Here is a 16597-nt window from a genome sequence, read left to right as displayed (position 1 = left end):
CTGTTCTCTACCTCCGCCGCCGGTCCAACCAATGCTGGAGGATCTCCACCGCGGCGGCCTGGTCGACGATCGAGCGCTTCCGGCTGCCGCGCACGCCGCCTTCATTGAGTCTGCGGGTGGCGACGGCGGTGGTCATGCGCTCGTCGGTCAAGGACACCGGAACGGGTGAGACGTGGTCGGCGAACCGCTCCACCCAGGCGCGGGTGTGAGCCGCGGCCGGCCCCTCCTCACCCGAAAGAGTAACGGGTAGGCCGACCACGATTTCGACCACATCGTATTCCCGGGCCGTTTCGGCTATTTCGCGGATATCGGAGGGAATGTCTCCACTGGACGTCCTCATATCGCGACGGACGGTCGCAACGGGGGTCGCGAGGAGGCCGTCGGGATCGCACACGGCGACGCCGATGCGGGCCTTGCCGAGGTCGATGCCGAGACGGCGGCCCCGCCGCCATTCGCCCGGTTCGGGCGGGGTGGCGGCGGGGCCGTCTTCGGGTTCCATCACGCGGTGATCGCGCGGACGACCGCGTCGAGCAGCTGCGGGGCCTGGTCGGCGGGGACGCCGCCGCCCTGGGCGATCTCGTCGTTGCCGCCGCCCTTGCCCGACAGCGCGGACTTGACGAGGGACTGCGCCGAGACGCCCTGGGCCTTCGCGGCGCCGTTGACGGCGACGACGATGCTGGCCTTGCCGCCGGCGGTGGCGACGACCGCGGCCACGCCGGACTCGCCGTCGGGCAGGTGCCCGCGGATCTGGGTGGCGAGGTTGCGCACGTCGCCGCCCTTGGTGCCCTCGGGCGCCTGGATCGCGGCGACCTTGACGGCGCCGACCTGCTTCGCGGCGGCGGCGAACTCCGCGGCGCGGCCGGAGACGGCCTTCGCCTGGAGGTTCGCGAGCTCGCGCTCGGCGTCCTTCGTGCGCTGGAGGATCGCGCGGACGCGTTCGAGCACGTCGCCGCGCTGCGCACCGATCTCCTCGGCGATCTGCGAGACGAGGTCCCGCTCGCGCGCGAGGTAGCGGTAGGCCTCCATGCCGGTGGCGGCCTCGACGCGGCGCTGGCCCGAGCCGACCGAGGACTCCCCGGTGAGCACGAGCGGGCCGATCTGGGCCGAGTGCGACACGTGCGTGCCGCCGCAGAGCTCGCGCGACCAGGGGCCGCCGATCTCCACGACGCGGACGGTCTCGTCGTAGGTCTCGCCGAACAGCGCGACCGCGCCGAAGTCCTTCGCCTCGGGGAGCGTCATGTACTTGACGGCGACCGGCAGGTCGTCGCGGACGGCCCGGTTGGAGACCTCCTCGATCTCGCTGCGGGTCTCGTCCGAGAGCTTGGAGCGCCACGAGAAGTCCAGGCGCAGGTAGCCGGGCCGGTTGAACGAGCCGGACTGGAGCGCCGAGGGGCCGAGCACCTCGCGCAGGGCCGCGTGGACCACGTGCGTGCCCGAGTGGGCCTGGCGGGCGCCGAGGCGCCACTCCGCGTCCACGGTCGCCTCGACCTTGTCGTCGAGGACGAGTTCGCCTTCGAGGACGCGGACCTGGTGGACCACGAGCTTCTTGACCGGGCGCTGCACGTCGAGGACCTCGGCGGAGAGGTTCGGGCCGACGAGCTTGCCCGCGTCGGCGTGCTGGCCGCCGGACTCGGCGTAGAACGGGGTCCGGTCGAGCACGACCTCAACGATCTGCCCGGCCTTCGCGACCGGCACCGGCTGCCCTTCGGACAGCAGGCCGATGACGCGCGACTCGGTCTCGAGGGCCTCGTAGGCCTTCCAGTCCGTGGGTCCCTGCTCCTGGAGGAGCTGCCAGTACGCGGACAGGTCGGCGTGGCCGGTCTTGCGGGAGGCCGCGTCGGCCTTCGCCCTCTGGCGCTGCTCGGTCATGAGCCGGCGGAAGCCGTCCTGGTCGACCGACAGGCCCTGCTCCTCGGCCATCTCCAGGGTCAGGTCGATCGGGAAGCCGTACGTGTCGTGCAGCTCGAAGGCCTTGGAGCCGGAGAGGGTCGCGCCGCCCTCGGCCTTGGTCTCGGTCACGGCGACGTCGAGGATCGTCGTGCCGTGCTTGAGGGTCTTGAGGAACGCCTCCTCCTCGCCGTAGGCGTAGGAGGAGATCCGGTCGAAGTCCTGGCGCAGCTCGGGGTAGGCGGTCGCCATGCGCTCCATCGCGACCGGCAGGAGCTCGGGCATCGCCGGCTTGTCGTAGCCGAGCAGGCGCACCGAGCGGATCGCGCGGCGCATGATGCGGCGCAGCACGTAGCCGCGGCCCTCGTTGGAGGGCACGACGCCGTCGCCGATGAGCATCAGGCTCGACCGGACGTGGTCGGCGATGATGCGGAAGCGCACGTCGTCGGGGTGGGACTCCGAGGCGGTCTGGGAGGTCGAGACGCCGTAGCGCTTGCCGGTGAGCTCCGAGGCCTTGTCGATGATCGGGCGGACCTGGTCGGTCTCGTACATGTTGTCGACGCCCTGGAGGAGCGCGGCCATGCGCTCCAGCCCCATGCCGGTGTCGATGTTCTTCTTCGGCAGGTCGCCGAGGATCTCGTAGTCGGTCTTCGCCGGGCCCGCGCCGCGCTCCTGCTGCATGAACACGAGGTTCCAGAACTCGAGGAAGCGGTCCTCGTCCACCTCGGGGCCGCCGTCCGCGCCGTAGGCGGGACCGCGGTCGTAGTACAGCTCCGAGCAGGGCCCGCACGGGCCGGGGATGCCCATCGACCACATGTTGTCGGCCTGGCCGCGGCGCACGATGCGGTCCAGCGGCAGCCCGATCTGCTTGTGCCAGATCTCGATCGACTCGTCGTCGTCGAGGTAGACCGTGGCCCAGATGCGGTCGCCGTCGAGGCCGTACCCGCCCTGCTCGACCGGGCCGGTCGACAGGTCCCAGGCGAAGCGGATCGCCTGCTCCTTGAAGTAGTCCCCGAAGGAGAAGTTCCCGTTCATCTGGAAGAACGTGCCGTGGCGGGAGGTCTTGCCGACCTCCTCGATGTCGGGGGTGCGCAGGCACTTCTGCACCGACGTCGCCCGGTCCCAAGGCGGAGCGGCCTGCCCCAGGAAATACGGCACGAACTGGACCATGCCGGCGTTGATGAACAGCAGGTTCGGGTCCTCGATCGCCGGCAGCGGTGCGCTGGGGACCACCGTATGGCCATTGGACTCGAAGAACTTCAGAAACCGGCGTTGGATTTCAGCGGTCTCCATGGGGCACCTCCTTCAAGGACTAGTACTGCCGGCCCTGCAAGGCCCGGTCTTCTTCTTCGTCGTCGGAGAGCAGCGGCGTGAGGTCCTCGCCGCGCTCGATCGCGTCGAACAGCTCGGCCTCCTTGGCCTGCTTGGCCTCCGAGACGTCCGCCCAGAACGCTTTGAGCGACGCCTTCATTTCAGCACCGGCGCCGCCCACCCGCTCGGCGACCCCGCCGGGAGTGACCGAGTGCGCTGCCTTCGTGAGCTTGCGGACCGCGACCACGCCGACCGCGATGCCGATGCCTACCCAGATCATGCGTTTCAACAAGGGAGCTCCCCATTCGATCCTCGCCCATGCCCAGCACCGGCGCAAAGTCGTTTTACTCGGCGGACTGGCGGCGGGCCTTGCGGGCCCGCTTCGCCTCGCGCTTGGTCTGCCGGGAGGCCTCCACCATGCGGCGGACCTGGTCCTCGTCGACGCCCTGGTTGCGCTTCTTGACCGCGGTGCGCAGACCGAACCCGAACGCGGCGGCCTTGACCAGCGGCGAGCCGATGGCGGAGGCGACCAGGGTCGTCACGTTCGCGACGTTCGAGGTGACGTGCGCGGCGTTCTCGGTGATGGCGCCGACCTTCTCCAGCTCGCCTTCGACCTGCACGAGGGAGGAGTTCACGTTGTCGAGGGTGGCGTTCGCGTTGCGCAGGATCGGGCCGATCTCGTGGTCGACCTTGTCGAGCACGCTGTTGACCCGGTCGAGGGTGCCGGTGGCCTTGCGCAGCAGACCCGCCGCGAGCCACAAGGAGACGATGAAGATCGCGACCGCGACGATCAGAAGGGCGACTTCCCAGAGGCCCACGTTCGTGAACTCCACTGCCAACGTCTCGCCTGGCACAGCTCTTCCCCCTTTTTGCTGAAGCATTGACCGACCGGTGCGGCTGGAAATCCCGGTATTCGCGTAAGAGCGACGCAGCTCCGACCTTACCCTGCTGGACCGGACATCCGGCGCAACGGGGCGGACGGTCCGGAACGGGGTGTCCGGGCCTCTCCTAAGCCGATCCGCTCGGCTCCCGGCGGTCCTCCGCCAGCCGCGGCAGCGCCGCCTGCGAGGCCACGACCGCGGTCACCTCCGAGCCGACGCACAGCGCATAGCGGTCCTCGCACTCCAGCGGGACCACCCACAGCTCCAGGTACAGCTCGTCGCGGACGTAGCAGCCGGCCTCCTCCGAACCGCCCACGCACAGCGCCGGATCGGCCGGGACCCACCCCGCCTCCAAGATCGCCCGCCAGTACTCCCCCGCCGTGTCGTCCACGGTCCCCTCGGAGGTCCAGGTGCGCATCCGCACCCGGCACTCCCCCACGCACCAGCGGCTCCCGTACGTCTCGTCGGAGGCGCTCAGCGCCGCCCAGGCGGGCACCGACAACTCGTCCACCGCCCGGCGCGTCGGGTCCACCGTGACCGCCCGGCCCACCCACAGGACCGCCGCCACCAGCACCACCGCCGAGACCGCCACCGCGACCACGGTCAACCGCAGCCGCTCGATGCGGTCCCCGGTCCGCTCCAGGTCCGAGGCGAGGCGGCTCGACTGCTCCTCGATGCGGTCGGCCTCCGACCGCTCCGGTTCGGGACGGCGCGGCACCGGGCTCGGGCGCCGCTCAAGCGTCATCGGTCCGCCTCCGGACGATCCCGCGCAGCTTCTCCAGCCGGTCGGCGATCTCGGCCTCGCGGCCGTGGCGCGTCGGGCGGTAGTAGTCGCGCCCGGCGACCACGTCCGGCGCGTACCGCTGCGGCACGACCCCGCGCGGGTCGTCGTGCGGGTAGACGTACGCCTTGCCGTGCCCCAGGTCCCCCGCGCCCTTGTAGTGCGCGTCGCGCAGGTCCGGCGGGACCGGGCCGATCTTGCCTTTGCGCACGTCGCCGATCGCCTCGTCGATCGCCATGATGACCGCGTTCGACTTCGGGGCCGTCGCCAGGTGCGCGACCGCCTGAGCGAGGTTGATGCGGGCCTCGGGCATCCCGATCCGCTCGACGGCCGTCGCCGCGGCCGTCGCGGTCTGGAGCGCCGTCGGATCGGCCATGCCGATGTCCTCGGAGGCGAAGACGACCAGGCGGCGGGCGATGAACCGGGGGTCCTCGCCGGCGACGACCATGCGCGCCAGGTAGTGCATCGCCGCGTCGACGTCCGAGCCGCGGAGGCTCTTGATGAAGGCGCTGGCGACGTCGTAGTGGCCGTCGCCGTCGCGGTCGTAGCGGACCGCGGCGGTGTCGATGGCGGCCTCGACCACGGCGACGGTGATCTGGGCGCCGGGCTCGACCGAGAGCGCGGCGGCCTCCAGGGCGGTCAGGGCCTTGCGGGCGTCCCCGGCGGCGGTGCGGACCAGGTGGTCGCGGGCCTCGGGTTCGAGCGTGACCTCGCCGTTCAGGCCGCGCTCGTCGGCGACGGCGCGGTCGACCAGTTCGCCGACGTCGGTCGCGTCGAGTTCGCGCAGCGTCAGGAGCACGCAGCGGCTGACCAGCGGCGGGACCACGGAGAAGTAGGGGTTCTCGGTGGTCGCGGCCAGAAGCGTGATCGTGCGGTCCTCGACGGCCCCGAGCAGGGAGTCCTGCTGGGTCTTGGTGAAGCGGTGGACCTCGTCGATGAACAGGATCGTCTGCGGGCCGCCGGTGCGGCGCACGCGGCGGGCCTCGTCGATCGCGGCGCGCACGTCCTTGACGCCGGAGTTGAGCGCCGACATCGCCCTGAAGCGCCGGTCGCCGGACTGGGCGACCAGGTGCGCGATGGTGGTCTTGCCGGAGCCTGGCGGGCCCCACAGGATCACCGACAGCGGCTGGCGGCCCTCGACCACCTGGCGCAGCGGCGAGCCGGGCCCGAGCAGGTGGTCCTGGCCGACCAGCTCGTCCAGGGCCCGCGGGCGCATCCGCACGGCCAGCGGCTCGTCGCCGGTGGCCGAGCCCGTGCCGAGGATCCCCGATTGCCGCGGTTCCTGCGGGCCATTGATTTCGAACAAGCCAGGTGCGTCCATCTCGCCAACAGCGTAGGCCATCGCCGTGAAGGATCGGCGCATCCGGGAGCGCGGTTGCGATCTCCGCGGCTCCGGAGACGGCGAAGGCCGCCGCGCCTCGGGAGGTGCGGCGGCCTGCTGCGGGGCGCTACTGCTGCATCGCCGCGATGAGGTCCTCGAAGGGGTGCAGGTTGGTCGAGTCGGGGGCGGTGATGCCGTAAGAGCCGCCGACCTCCACGACCTCGCTGTTCATGTCGATGGTCATGCCGTCCGTCTCGGGCAGGGTCATGGCCAGCGACTTGAGCAGGCCGTCGTCGTCGAGGGCGACCGTCACGGCGATCTCGCCGATCGCGTCGGCGCCGGTGCCGACCGCGGCGTCGGAGAAGGTCTGGAGCGCGGCCGAGTCGCCCTTGAGCGTGCCGGTGTAGACGCCGTCGCCGGTCTCCTCGACGTCGGTCAGCTCGCTGAGCATGAGCTCGGTCTGCGAGGCGAGGTCCATGCCGCCGAACTGCTGGTACATGCCGGCGATGTCGCCTTCACCGGCGAGGTCGAGGGTGAACCAGGCGTCCTCGCCGTAGGTCTCGCCGGCCGCGTCGTACATGCCGCCGGTGATCTGGAGGTAGGCGGTGTCCCCGACCACGACCGTCTCGGTGTGCATGTCGGCGAAGAGCGCCTCCATCATCTCGGCGACCGCGGGGTCGGAGCCGAGGTCCTCGCCCGAGGCCTCCAGGATCGCGCTCATGTAGATGTCCTGGCTCGACTGGGCGGAGTCGCCCTCGACCGCGCTGGTCATGACCATGAAGTCGAGACCGTTGATGGTCATGACCGAGTCCATCCGGTACGAGTCGCCGTCGAGGCCCTCGAAGGAGGCCTTGACGGCGGCCTCGGGGCTGAGCTGGGCCACGCCCCCGTTGTCGCCGCCGGTCGTCTCGTCGGCGGGCTCGTCGGAGGTACAGGCGGCCATGCCGAGACCGAACGCGGGGACGGCCAGCGCGCCGATGAGTCGGCGTGCGGTACGGGAAGTCATGTGGTGCTCCTGGGTTTCGTGGTGTTCTGGGTTCCGCGGTCGAGCTTAGGGGCGCGTCGCCACATCGGTGGACGCGGCGCTTCCGCATCGTCGCCGGGCCCGTCCGCGTCGTCGGCGTTGCGGGTCGACGGCCGCCTCAGGGTACCGCATCCCGTGGGAGGGCTCCCGCTCGAATCTCGCGGCGGCGCCGGTGAACAACCGTGCCGAATCGCCATCAGGGTTGCAATTAATTGAAATCCATCTATATCATGACAACCTCGCTTTCATTACCCGGCATCATGAGAGACAAGGAGCGGCAATGCGACGCAGAATGCTTGCCATCGGCGCGGCGGTCACCGGACTGGCCCTGGCCGCGGGGACGGTGACCGCGTGGGCCCAGGCCGACGAGCCGTACGAGCCCGCCGCGGATCCGACGTTCGACTTCAGAACCGGCGACACGCTCGCCAACGGCCTCACGATCCCGTGGGGCCTCACGTTTCTGCCGGACGGCACGTCGGGGATCGTCGCCGAACGCGAGTCGGGCGACGTCCTGCGCATCGGCGTCGGCGCCGACCCGGTCGTGCTCGGGAACCTCGAGGTCGTCGGCGGCACCGGCCCGCTCGACGAGCGCGGCCTGCTCGGCCTGGCCGTCTCGCCGACGTTCGCGACCGACGGCTGGATCTACGCGTACACCTCCACAGAGGAGGACAACCGGGTCGTCCGGTTCACACTCGACAGTTTCAATCCGGAACCGGTGGTGACCGGTATTCCCGCCGCGCTCAACCACAATGGCGGGCGATTGGCGTTCGGGCCCGACGAGAAGCTGTACATCTCGACCGGCGACGCGAACGACAGCGCGAACTCGCAGGACCTCGACAGCCTCGGCGGCAAGATCCTCAGGGTGAACCCGGACGGGTCGGTCCCCGAGGACAACCCGTTCGAGGGATCGCCGGTCTACACCTGGGGCAACCGGAACGTGCAGGGCCTGACCTGGGGCCCGGAGGGCGAGCTGTACTTCTCCGAGCTCGGTCAGAACACCTGGGACGAGCTGAACCTGGCCGAGCCGGGCGGGAACTACGGCTGGCCCGAGGTCGAAGGCGAGGGCGGCTCGCCGGACTACATCGACCCGCTGTACACCTGGTCGACCGCGGAGGCCTCGCCTTCGGGCGTCGAGGTCGTGGGCGACACGATCTACATCGCGGCCCTGCGCGGCGAGCGACTGTGGACGGTGCCGGTGGCAGGTGGCGAGGTGACCGGCGAGCCTGAGGCCGTGCTGGTCTCGGAGCTCGGCCGTATCCGCACTGTGGAGCTGGGGCCGGACGGCTGGCTGTGGCTCACCACGTCGAACGGCAACGGCGAGGACCGGGTGATCCGGTACCGGCCCATCGGAGGCTAGAACGAACGAATCGGGCCCCCGAGTGCGAACTCGGGGGCCCGATGTCGTTGGAGCTTCAGACGCCGCCTTCTCCTCCACCGCCTCCACCCGGAGGAGGACCGTCAGAATTGTCCTCTTCATCGGTCGGTTCTTCAGGGGTGGAGCTGGTGGTCGGTTCCGAGGGTTCTTCGGGTTCGCTCGGCGACTCCGACTCGGTCTCCGAGGGCGACTCGCTCGGACTCTCCGAGGGCTCTTGTGTCGGGGGCGGTCGCCACTTGGTGGTCTCCTCCTCGGAGGTGACCTCTTCTTCAGAGGTCTGCTCCTCCCTGGTGGTCGCCTCCTCGCTGGTGGTGGTCGAGTTCTCCTCGACGATGCCCGGGTCTTCACCGCGCGTCGAGTTCAACCAGATCAGCAGGCCGATGACGATCAGCGCGACGGTGACCGCCCCGATGATGAGCCACAGGGTGAGGCGGCTCTTCTGGCCTTCCTGCTCCATCTCGGTGGTCGGCTGCGGGGCGGTGGTCGCGCCCGTGACGCCGCCGATCAGGGCGGTCGCGTCCGAGCCGAAGTTCTGGGTCTGCCCGCCTTGGGCGGCGGCGGGCGAGACCGGGATGCCGTCGGTGACGACGCGGCCCTCGCGGGCCGACCTCGCCATGTCGGCCGCGGAGTTGTAGCGGACGGCCGGGTCCTTCTGGAGCGCCTGGAGCACCACTTGGGCGACGCCGGCGGGAATGTCGCGCGAGAGCGGCGGCGGCGCCTGGGTCATGTGGCCGTTCATGACCGCGACGGGCGTGTCGGAGACGAACGGGGGCTGGCCCATCAGCGCCTCGTAGGCGACGATGCCGAGCGAGTACAGGTCGCTCGCGCCGGTCAGCTCGGCCCCGTTGAGCTGCTCGGGCGAGGCATAGGCGAGGGTGCCCATGACGGTGCCGGTCTCGGTGAGGCCGGAGGCCCCGCGGGCTGCGGAGATGCCGAAGTCGACGATCTTGGTCGCGCCGGTCTCCTCGTCGACGAGGAGGTTCGCGGGCTTGATGTCGCGGTGGATGATGTCGTGGCGGTGGGCGGTCTCCAGCGCGTCGGCGGCCGTCGCGACGATCTGCATGACCTCGGCGGGCGGGAGCGTCCCGCGGTCGCGCAGGATCTCGGCGAGGGAGCGGCCCCGCACGAGTTCCATGATGAGGTAGGAGACGAGTCCGTCCTCGCCGGTCTCCTCGCCGTAGTCGTAGAGCGCGACGATGCCCGGGGACTGGAGGGCGGCGACGGCGCGGGCCTCGAGTTGGAAGCGGGTGCGGAACTTGTCGCTGTTGGACAGTCCGGCATGGAGTATCTTGATGGCGACGGTGCGGCCGAGCCTGGTGTCGGTCCCTTTCCAGACCTCCCCCATGCCACCGGCGGCAAGTCGTTCGTCCAATCGATAGCGACCTGCCACCAAGGTCCCGCTCTGCACGTCGAACCCGCTCCTCAAAATTCCTGCGTCGGCCGGATGTTAGATATAGCAGCCGCTCAAAGGCCGCAGCCACCGCCCACGGACCCCTGCCGGTCCGGGTTGCGTTGAGGGGCAACCGGGCAGATCGAAAGGCAGACGGCCCGAGCCGCAGGCTCGGGCCGCCCACTACGACATCGTAGGGCTAATCGACAACGGCGTCGGTACCCGCTTCCTCTTCGGGTACGAAGTCGATGCCCGCCTCCGAGCGCTGCTCGGGCGTGATCGGGGTCGGGGCCGAGGTCAGCGGGTCGACGCCGCCGCCGGACTTCGGGAACGCGATGACGTCGCGGATCGAGTCGGCCTTGGCGAGGATCGCGCAGACGCGGTCCCAGCCGAGGGCGATGCCGCCGTGGGGCGGCGCGCCGTACTTGAGGCCTTCGAGGAGGAAGCCGAACTTCTCCTCGGCGTCCTCGTGGGTGAGGCCGAGCACGTCGAAGACGCGGCTCTGGACCTTGGCGTCGTGGATACGGATGGACCCGCCGCCGAGCTCGTTGCCGTTGCAGATGATGTCGTACGCGTAGGTGAGCGCGGAGGCCGGGTCGGTCTCGAACTTGTCGATCCACTCGGGGTTCGGGGAGGTGAACGGGTGGTGGACCGCGGTCCAGCCGCCGTCGTCGGTCGGCTCGAACATCGGGGCGTCGAGGACCCAGCAGAACGCCCAGGCGTCGGGGTCGATGAGGCCCACGCGGCGGCCGACTTCGAGGCGGGCCGCACCGAGCAGTTCCTGGGCGCCGCGGCGGTCGGCGCCGGCGGCGAAGAAGACCGCGTCGCCGGCCTTGGCGCCGACGGCGTCGGCGAGTCCGGCGAGGTGGGCCTCGGAGAGGTTCTTGGCGACCGGGCCCTTCGGCTCGCCGGTCTCGGCGTTGAAGGTGATGTAAGCGAGGCCCTTGGCGCCGCGCGCCTTGGCCCAGTCCTGCCAGCCGTCGAGCTCCTTGCGGGTCTGCGAGGCGCCGCCGGGCATGACGACCGCGCCGACGTAGCCGCCGGCGTCGATCGCGCCGGCGAAGACGCGGAACTCGGTGCCGCGCAGGTAGTCGGTGAGCTCCACGAGCTCCTGGCCGAAGCGCAGGTCGGGCTTGTCGGAGCCGTAGCGGTTCATCGCGTCGTGCCACTGGAGGCGCGGGATCGGCAGCGGGATGTCGTAGTCGGCCAGCTCGGACCAGAGGGCCTTGACGATCCGCTCGCCGAGGTCGATCACGTCCTCCTGGTCGACGAAGGAGGCCTCGATGTCGAGCTGGGTGAACTCGGGCTGGCGGTCGGCGCGGAAGTCCTCGTCGCGGTAGCAGCGGGCGATCTGGAAGTACTTCTCGAAGCCGCCGACCATGAGGAGCTGCTTGAACAGCTGCGGCGACTGCGGCAGGGCGTACCAAGTGCCGGGCTGGAGGCGCACGGGCACGAGGAAGTCGCGGGCGCCCTCGGGGGTCGAGCGGGTCAGCGTCGGCGTCTCGATCTCGAGGTAGCCGTCCTCGACGAGGAGGTTGCGCGCGATGTGGTTGGCCTTGGAGCGCAGGCGGATCGCGTGGTTCGGGCCGGAGCGGCGCAGGTCGAGGTAGCGGTGGCGCAGGCGGATGTCCTCGGAGACGTCCACGTGGTCGTCGATCTGGAACGGCAGCGGCGCGGACTCGGAGAGCACTTCGAGGCTGGTGGCGTTGATCTCGATCTCGCCGGTGGGCAGCTCGGGGTTCTCGTTGCCTTCGGGGCGGCGGGTGACGGTGCCGACGACCGAGACGCAGAACTCGTTGCGCAGCTCGTGGGCGACCTTGGCGGCTTCCGAGTCGCGGAAGACGACTTGGACGACGCCCGAGGCGTCGCGCAGATCCACGAACTCCACCCCGCCGTGATCGCGGCGACGCGCCACCCATCCGGCGAGGGTGACTTGCTGGTCGACGTCAGCGGCACTCAACGTGCCGGCGAGGTGTGTCCGATACACGGGCTCAAAACTCCTCGAAGGAAACGGCTTGCTGTCGGATGACTTCAGGCGATTCTCCCGAACGCCTCAGCCAGCAGCAATCGTATATCCGCCCACTGCGCAGTAAGCCGGGCATGCCGCCGGGCACGTCCGGCGTCACCTCTGGGGCGATTCCTCCGGCGCACAAGTGTCTTGCCGTGCTCCCCATTGAGCACGCGAGCGCACTACGACGCGTCGGCTTCGACGCGCGGGCGCTTCCCGTTCAGAGCGCGGATGTGCTGCTTCACCTGCACTTCAGCGTGCAAGTGCGCTCTCCGTGCCGCGCGCGGGTGCTGCACCGCCACTTCAGTGCGAGAGCGCGCTGCTGCACTTTTCGTTCAGCACGCGAGCGCACTACTGCGCTTCCCCTTCAGCGCGCGAGCGCGCTGCTGTACCGCCACTTCAGCGCGCGAGCGCGCTGAAGCCGAGCAACCTGACCACCACGTCGAGGAAGCGGCGGGCGTCGGTGACGATCGCGTCGGCCTCCTCTGGCGTGACGATGTCGGGGATGCCCGCCTGGGCGAGGACCCGCTTCCTGGCGGTGCGGGCGAAGTGCGAGGCCCACTCCTCCAGTTCCGGGGCCACGCCGCGCAGCAGCTCCCAAGTGCTCGACGGTCGCCCGGGGCGGCGCCTGCCGGTCGCGTCGCCCGCGCGCACCGCCAGGACGGCGACGGCCACGCGCAGGGCCGCCATGTGCGCCTCGGCGTACCGTTCGCCGGGCCTGGTGCGCTCGGCGGCGTCGTCGAGGTCCGCGCGGGCGGCCGCGAGCAGTTGCAGCGGGGAGCGGTTCGGGAGCTGGTCCGCGGGGATGCGGAGTCGGGAGTTCGAAACCGTGCCGGCCTGCACGAGCCGCGGCGAGCTCGCGCCGCGGATCGACGCCGGCGCGGCCGATCGGGTGGTTGCGGGTCGAGAAGTTGCCATCAGGGCCTCCTTAACCTGTTCGAACTTGCGTTCGAGAAATATCGAACCACAGGGGTACGACATTTCCAACCCCCAACCTCGCCAAAAAGCAGCGATCGACTACTCACTGTCGCTCATCCGACAGCAGAGTCATTGCCTCGCAACGGAAAGAGTTGAGAACAATTCGGCACCGATCCCCGAGGAGCCGCCGCGAATTCGGGCCTTGTTCGAAAAAACGCCCCGCACCTGACGGTGCGGGGCGTTCCGATCGTGCGTCTCGAGCGGGCGGACGCGCCGACCGGCCGCTCGGGGCGGCCGTTATTCGGCGATCTCGTCGATCAGGCGCAGGTGGCCGCGGGCCTGCTCGGCGCGGCCCATCCGCTCGAGGGTGCGGCCGAGGAGCCGGCGGGCGTAGAAGTCGGCCGGGTTGGACTCGACCATCTTCTCCGAGAGCGCCAGCGCCTTGTTCAGCTGCGCCGACTTGAAGTAGGCGCGGGCCGCCACCAGCATGACGTCCGGGTGCTCCGGGTGGTCGCGCAGGAGCGGTTCGATGAACTTCAGCGCGGCGTGCGGGTCCTTGAGCGCGAGCATCTCCTCGGCGTCGCGCAGCCGCTGGGTCTCCTCGGGGACCTGGCGGTCCCGGGAGGCGGTGTCGATGAAGGCGGCGATCTGGTCGTCGGTGATGTCTTGGTAGCGCATTCCCCGGTCAACACGGCCGGGCCCGGGATCATTCCCGGGCCCGGAGGGGCGCTTCAGCCGTTGCGCAGGGCGGTGGAGACCACGATGACGAGTTGGAGCAGGCCGAGGGCGGCCAGGAGCATCCAGCCGGTGACGGTGATGGTCACCGCGCCGCCGATCCAGTCCTCGTACTGGCCGCCGCCGGCGACCGCGATGACGCCGGCCGCGCCGAAGCCGAGGGCGACCACGACTTCGCGGACCGAGCGCTCCCCCAGGGTCGTCATGCCCAGGTCGCGCAGGCCGACCTGGCGCGCCCGCGAGCGGGTGAGGACGTACATCCAGCACAGCGCCCCGGTGGCCGCGACCGCCCAGCCGGGCGCGCCGAGCAGCCACAGGGCGAGCAGCCAGGCGGACTCGGAGAGGCGGGCGGCGAGGGGCTCCAGGACCAGCACGCGGCGCGAGAGGCTCGTGGAGCGCGCCGCGAGGAGCGCGTACGAGGAGTCGGCCAGCGCGGTGATCGCCAAAAGCGGCAGGGCGGCCAGGATGACCGGTCCGCCGATGAGGACGCATATGGGCGTGAGGAGGCTGGCGGTCAGGCCGAGGCCGACGACCGCTCCGGGCTGGAAACGGGTGGAGAGGATAACCCGGCCGACGAGGGAGTCGGCGGGCACACGGGTGCTCATGGGTCTTGTTCTAGCAGATGGCGACAAACGACGCTTGACAGCATCGGGCATGGAGGTGGACGGTGCGTGTCGGCGGGGTCACCGGAAGTTTTCGATCAGGTGGCCGAGAGGGGAGGGCGCGTCACGGGCGGAGGTTCTGCCAGACGCGGCGGGTCGAACGCGAGTGGTTGAGCGTGGTGAAGTGCAGGCCCGGGGCGCCTTCGGCGAGGAGTCGGGCGCCCATGTCGGTCGCGACTTCGACGCCGATGTCGCGGATGGCGTCGCGGTCGCCTTCGACGGCGCGCAGGCGCTCGGCGAGCGCCGCGGGGAAGTCCATGCCGGTGAGGATCGCGAAGCGCTCGATCTGCTTGATGTTGGTGACGGGCATGATGCCCGGCAGGATGGGGACGTCGCAGCCGGAGGCGGCGACGGCGTCGCGCAGGCGCAGGTAGTCCTCGACGTCGTAGAAGATCTGGGTGATCGCGAAGTCGGCGCCGGCGCGGCATTTGGCGACGAAGTGGCGCACGCCGGTCTCCCAGTCCTCGTCTCGCGGGTGGCCTTCGGGGAAGGCGGCGACGCCGACGCTGAAGTCGCCGGAGGACTTGATGAGCTCGACCAGTTCGTAGGCGTAGCGCAGGCCCTCGGGGTGGGCGATCCACTCGGCGCGCGGGTCGCCGGGCGGGTCGCCGCGCAGGGCGAGGATGTTGCGCACGCCGACGTCGGCGAAGTGCCCGATGAGGTTGCGCAGCTCGGCGACCGAGTGGTTCACGGCGGTGCAGTGGGCCATCGTGAGGAGGGTCGTGTCGGCGTTGAGCCGCTCGGTGGTCTCCACGGTCTTCTTGCTGGTGGAGCCGCCCGCGCCGTAGGTGATGGAGACGAAGTCCGCGCCGCGCTGCTCCAGGTTGCGGATGGTCCGCCACAGGATGCGGTCGTCCTTCTCGTCGCGGGGCGGGAACATCTCGAAGGAGAACTTGGGGTCGCCCGAGCGCAGCAGGTCGCCGATCTTGGCGGCCTTGACCGGCATCACGCTGGGGACTCCGAGTGTCATGCACACAACCGTAACCGTTCTGACACACGTGTCCTGACCTGCACTCGACCCCACCCAGTACTTGGGATCGGCCCCGATCGCCTAGGGTTCGAACCGTGGAGCTCAACGAGCGCATCGACGCAGCCCTGTCCGTCTTCCTCGACCGGCAGGCCGCCGTCATCTGCGACATCGACGACCGCCTCGGCGCCTACGCCGACGCGGTGCGCGATTTCGTGCTCGGGGGCGGCAAGCGGCTGCGTCCGGCGTTCGCGTACTGGGGCGCGCGCGGCGCGGGCCTGGCGGACTCGGCGGCGCTGGTCGCCTGCGTCTCCTCCCTTGAGCTGCTTCAGGCTTCGGCGCTGATGCACGACGACCTCATCGACGGTTCGGACACGCGGCGCGGCGCTCCCTCGATCCACCGGCGCTTCGCCTCGCTGCACGAGCGCGAGGGCTGGTCGGGCCGGGCGGAGGATTTCGGCACGGCGGCGGCGATCCTGCTCGGGGACCTGTGCCTGGCGTGGTCGGACGAGCTGCTGTGCTCGGCGGGGATGCCGGTGGAGGCGGTCGCGGCGGCGCGGCGGGACTTCGACCTCATGCGCACCGAGGTGAGCGCGGGCCAGTACCTGGACGTGCTCTCAGAGGTGCGCCGGGACGTGTCGGAGGCGACGGCGGCGAAGGTCGCGCGGTACAAGTCGGCGAAGTACACGATCGAGCGGCCGCTCCTGGTGGGCGCGGCGCTGGCGGGCGCGGGCGAGCGGGTGCGGTCGCACTACTCGGCGATCGGGCTGCCCCTGGGCGAGGCGTTCCAGTTGCGCGACGACGTGCTGGGGGTGTTCGGGGACCCGGCGCAGACCGGGAAGCCGGCCGGGGACGACCTGCGCGAGGGCAAGCACACGTTCCTCATCGCGCGGGCGTGGGCGGGGGCGGACGCGGCGCAGCGGTCGGCCTTGGACGCGAACCTGGGCGACCCGGACCTGGACGTGGCCGGGGTGGAGCGGCTGCGGGCGGTCCTGTTGGACACCGGTGCTCTGGCCGACACCGAGCGGCGCATCGAGTCGCTCGCGGCCGAGGCGGAGGCGGCGCTGGAGTCCTCGCGCCCGGACGTGGAGCCGGCGGCGCTGGAGGTCTTCGCGGGCCTGCTGGTCAAGGCGGTCAAGCGCGACTTCTGAGGGTCGCTTCCGGCTCGCGGTTCCAAGGGCCGCAATGGATCGCATCGTTCTTCTTGCGCCGCAGGGGCTTCGGTTCCGCAGCGGCGATTCCGGGTCCGCGGGACGTGACGGGATGCCACCCGCACGGGTGACCCAACGGTTACCGCCGGTGCCCTCGCTCGTTGAACCGGGTGAAGCACAGGAATG

General features: G+C 70.5%; 15 protein-coding genes. 2 read left to right on the top strand and 13 right to left on the bottom strand.

Translation table 11 applies throughout. From position 1 onward, the window contains the following. Positions 1-7: 7 nt before the first annotated feature. From ruvX to IF12_RS0119490, 7 genes are all read right to left on the bottom strand, one after another. Positions 8-499: a Holliday junction resolvase RuvX gene (ruvX, locus tag IF12_RS0119520; protein WP_051704651.1), complete on the bottom strand. Its 492-nt coding sequence runs from the start codon at positions 497-499 to the stop codon at positions 8-10. After that, positions 499-3180, bottom strand: a complete 2682-nt coding sequence (gene alaS / locus IF12_RS0119515) for an alanine--tRNA ligase (RefSeq protein WP_030161415.1) — start codon at positions 3178-3180, stop codon at positions 499-501. The genes ruvX and alaS overlap by 1 nt, the downstream gene beginning before the upstream one ends. Positions 3181-3199: 19 nt before the next feature. Continuing rightward, the gene (locus tag IF12_RS0119510; RefSeq protein ID WP_133884278.1) at positions 3200-3487 is read right to left on the bottom strand and encodes a hypothetical protein; all 288 of its coding nucleotides are present in this window, start codon (positions 3485-3487) and stop codon (positions 3200-3202) included. 55 nt (positions 3488-3542) lie between these two features. After that, entirely contained in the window at positions 3543-4052 is a 510-nt protein-coding gene (locus IF12_RS0119505) for a DUF948 domain-containing protein (protein ID WP_166659588.1), read from the bottom strand. 154 nt (positions 4053-4206) lie between these two features. Next, on the bottom strand, positions 4207-4824 hold the full coding sequence (locus IF12_RS24405) for a hypothetical protein (protein ID WP_051704632.1): 618 nt from the start codon (positions 4822-4824) through the stop codon (positions 4207-4209). Then, positions 4814-6181, bottom strand: coding sequence for a replication-associated recombination protein A (locus tag IF12_RS0119495; protein WP_035749630.1), 1368 nt, complete (start codon positions 6179-6181; stop codon positions 4814-4816). Before IF12_RS0119495 ends, IF12_RS24405 begins: the two co-directional genes overlap by 11 nt. A gap of 127 nt (positions 6182-6308) precedes the next feature. Beyond that, positions 6309-7187, bottom strand: a complete 879-nt coding sequence (locus tag IF12_RS0119490; protein WP_030161407.1) for a hypothetical protein — start codon at positions 7185-7187, stop codon at positions 6309-6311. A 298-nt stretch (positions 7188-7485) separates the two neighbouring features. Between IF12_RS0119490 and IF12_RS0119485 the strand changes: the two genes are divergently transcribed. Next, positions 7486-8562 (top strand): sorbosone dehydrogenase family protein, encoded by a 1077-nt coding sequence (locus IF12_RS0119485; protein WP_030161406.1) that lies wholly within the window; start codon positions 7486-7488, stop codon positions 8560-8562. Between the two features lie 55 nt (positions 8563-8617). Here IF12_RS0119485 and IF12_RS24400 read toward each other — a convergent pair whose 3' ends face one another. The 6 genes from IF12_RS24400 to metF all read right to left on the bottom strand — a co-directional run bounded on the left by IF12_RS24400 (position 8618) and on the right by metF (position 15263). Further along, entirely contained in the window at positions 8618-9952 is a 1335-nt protein-coding gene (locus IF12_RS24400; protein WP_133884277.1) for a serine/threonine-protein kinase, read from the bottom strand. A 217-nt stretch (positions 9953-10169) separates the two neighbouring features. Further along, a complete protein-coding gene (aspS, locus tag IF12_RS0119475) occupies positions 10170-11957 on the bottom strand; it encodes an aspartate--tRNA ligase (RefSeq protein ID WP_030161403.1) in 1788 nt (595 codons plus the stop codon). Positions 11958-12377: 420 nt separating this feature from the next. After that, positions 12378-12896: an SAV_6107 family HEPN domain-containing protein gene (locus tag IF12_RS0119470; protein ID WP_166659587.1), complete on the bottom strand. Its 519-nt coding sequence runs from the start codon at positions 12894-12896 to the stop codon at positions 12378-12380. 297 nt (positions 12897-13193) lie between these two features. Further along, positions 13194-13574 (bottom strand): tetratricopeptide repeat protein, encoded by a 381-nt coding sequence (locus tag IF12_RS25850; RefSeq protein ID WP_051704630.1) that lies wholly within the window; start codon positions 13572-13574, stop codon positions 13194-13196. Between the two features lie 53 nt (positions 13575-13627). Continuing rightward, positions 13628-14236 (bottom strand): CDP-alcohol phosphatidyltransferase family protein, encoded by a 609-nt coding sequence (locus IF12_RS25845; RefSeq protein WP_133884276.1) that lies wholly within the window; start codon positions 14234-14236, stop codon positions 13628-13630. Positions 14237-14357: 121 nt separating this feature from the next. Next, positions 14358-15263 carry a methylenetetrahydrofolate reductase [NAD(P)H] gene (gene metF, locus IF12_RS0119455; protein ID WP_030161396.1) on the bottom strand — a complete coding sequence of 302 codons (906 nt, stop codon included), beginning with the start codon at positions 15261-15263 and terminating at the stop codon, positions 14358-14360. A 95-nt stretch (positions 15264-15358) separates the two neighbouring features. On the opposite strand from metF, the gene IF12_RS0119450 reads away from it, so the two are divergent. After that, positions 15359-16411 (top strand): polyprenyl synthetase family protein, encoded by a 1053-nt coding sequence (locus IF12_RS0119450; protein WP_051704628.1) that lies wholly within the window; start codon positions 15359-15361, stop codon positions 16409-16411. Positions 16412-16597: the final 186 nt, after the last annotated feature.

It is taken from the genome of Glycomyces sp. NRRL B-16210 (assembly GCF_000719515.1).
GTDB lineage: Bacteria > Actinomycetota > Actinomycetes > Mycobacteriales > Micromonosporaceae > Glycomyces.
The sequence above is the reverse complement of the archived record's forward strand: the minus strand, read 5'-3'. Positions and strand labels throughout refer to the sequence as shown.